We start from the raw sequence: 868 nt of genomic DNA on the forward strand, positions 1-868 counted from the left end.
CGATCGTGAAACGTTTGCCATACGAAATCGTCCGATATGCTGTCGTTCTATTTTTATAACTTCGCAATTTTCGGTTACGAGTTCGATAAAAGCTAATTCACGCCCCATTCTAACTCCTCCTTCATTCGGTCTAGTATGAATTTAACGTAATCCTTAACGTGCTCAGGCGAGCTGATCGCGAGTAAATGTTCGGTCGCATCCCGATCATCAAATTCCTCCGGCATCATGTTGCGTATGTCTGCGAGATGCTTTACGTAAGTCTCATTCTCCGCAATAAGCGCCGCCATTGCCTGACGTAATTCTGCGATTTCTTGATCCTTCGTTTTAGTCACGATTTAACCGCCTCCCAGCCGTTTTATTTGTCGTGAGTATTAGCGCCCTCGATCGTCAGTGCCGCCGCTAATTCCGTGCGAAATTCCCATACCATTTGCGCGATCTCGGCTAAAGTCGTCGCGTCCGACGTTTTGATCTGTCGGTTCATTACGTCCAAGACGGCGCGATCAACCGTAGCGTGATACGAAACTTCTCGCCAGCGCTTGACAGGCGTCGGGTCGGCGTTGGGATTCTCGGCTAATTTCTTCGCCCAGCCAGGCGCTTTGGTCGGATCGGTGAAATAGCGTTCATTTACGATGATGTTGTGGACGTCAGATGTAAGTCGGTAGTCGGGTGAGATCTGAATGTTAATCGCCATGATTATCGGTCTCCTTTTCGTTTATTGATTTCCGTGACTGTTCCGTCTTTATAGAAAATGCGCGCGTCAGGCGTTTTCCATCCGTATTCGTCAGCCAAAAACTGTGCGTATTCTTCGATATTGCGGAATTTAATCTTTCCGCTGAATTTACGGAAGATTGTTTTTTGCCAATTAGGC

General features: G+C 47.4%; 2 protein-coding genes. Both read right to left on the reverse strand.

Going from position 1 to position 868, the window contains the following annotated elements:
- Positions 1-92: 92 nt before the first annotated feature.
- Positions 93-332, reverse strand: a complete 240-nt coding sequence (locus V7L95_RS04235) for a hypothetical protein (RefSeq protein ID WP_340968205.1) — start codon at positions 330-332, stop codon at positions 93-95.
- 23 nt (positions 333-355) lie between these two features.
- The gene (locus V7L95_RS04240) at positions 356-691 is read right to left on the reverse strand and encodes a hypothetical protein (RefSeq protein WP_340968206.1); all 336 of its coding nucleotides are present in this window, start codon (positions 689-691) and stop codon (positions 356-358) included.
- Positions 692-868 lie beyond the last annotated feature (177 nt).

Origin of the sequence: Bacillus sp. PPSBB_11, assembly GCF_038023285.1 — a bacterium.
Classification (GTDB): domain Bacteria; phylum Bacillota; class Bacilli; order Bacillales; family Bacillaceae; genus Bacillus; species Bacillus altitudinis.